Genomic DNA, 784 nt, shown 5'->3' on the forward strand with positions numbered 1-784 from the left:
GTGTAGCCGGTGGCGGCGTCGGGGTCGGGGAGCTGGACCTCGGCGTAGATCGCGCCGGAGGCGCGCCAGGCGGTGCGGACGCCCTGGAAGAGGGGCCCGTAGTTGAGTCCCAGGTCGTCGAACTGCTCGTAGAGGTCGTCGGTCGGCACCTGCTCTGCGTCGGTCGGCGGCCAGGGTGCGGAACCGGCCGGATCGATCGCGGCTGCCGTCGCGGCGGCAGGGCTGAGGATGCCGGTGGCGTGGCAGGTCCAGGGCTCGTCGGCATCGTCGCTGGCGCGGCGGGAGTGGATGGTCAGGGCGCGACGGCCGTCGCCGTCGGGGGCGGCAACGGTTATCTGGATCTGGGTGGGGGCGACGAGGGTGAGAGGCGTGTGGAGACTCAGTTCCTCGATGTGGGGTGTTCCGGTGTGGTCGCCTGCGTGGATGGCGAGTTCTAGGTAGGCGGTGCCGGGGAGGACGGGTGTGTCGTTGATGGCGTGGTCGGCGAGCCAGGGGTGGGTGTCCAGGGACAGGCGTCCGGTGAAAACGGTGGTCTGCTCGTCGGCGAGCGTCACGCAGGCGCCGAGCAGCGGATGGCCGCCCGCCTCCAATCCCGCCGACGCGACGTCGGAGGCCCCGGCAGGAACCTCCAGCCAGTAGCGCTGCCTCTGAAACGCATAGTTCGGCAGGGCTATGGGCTCACTCGGAGCTGTGATGCCGATGGCTTCGAGGATGTGGGGCCAGTTGAGGTGGGTGCCTTGGGTGTGGAGGGTGGCGAGGTTGGTGAGGAGTCGGGTCCAGGTGG

General features: G+C 70.0%; 1 protein-coding gene. It reads right to left on the reverse strand.

The window, feature by feature from the left end; translation table 11 throughout:
- The coding region (locus tag E1266_RS37545; RefSeq protein ID WP_207946173.1) for a polyketide synthase dehydratase domain-containing protein at window positions 1-784 on the reverse strand (784 nt) is incomplete at both ends.

It is taken from the genome of Actinomadura sp. 7K534, from assembly GCF_004348575.1.
GTDB classification, from domain to species: domain Bacteria; phylum Actinomycetota; class Actinomycetes; order Streptosporangiales; family Streptosporangiaceae; genus Spirillospora; species Spirillospora livida.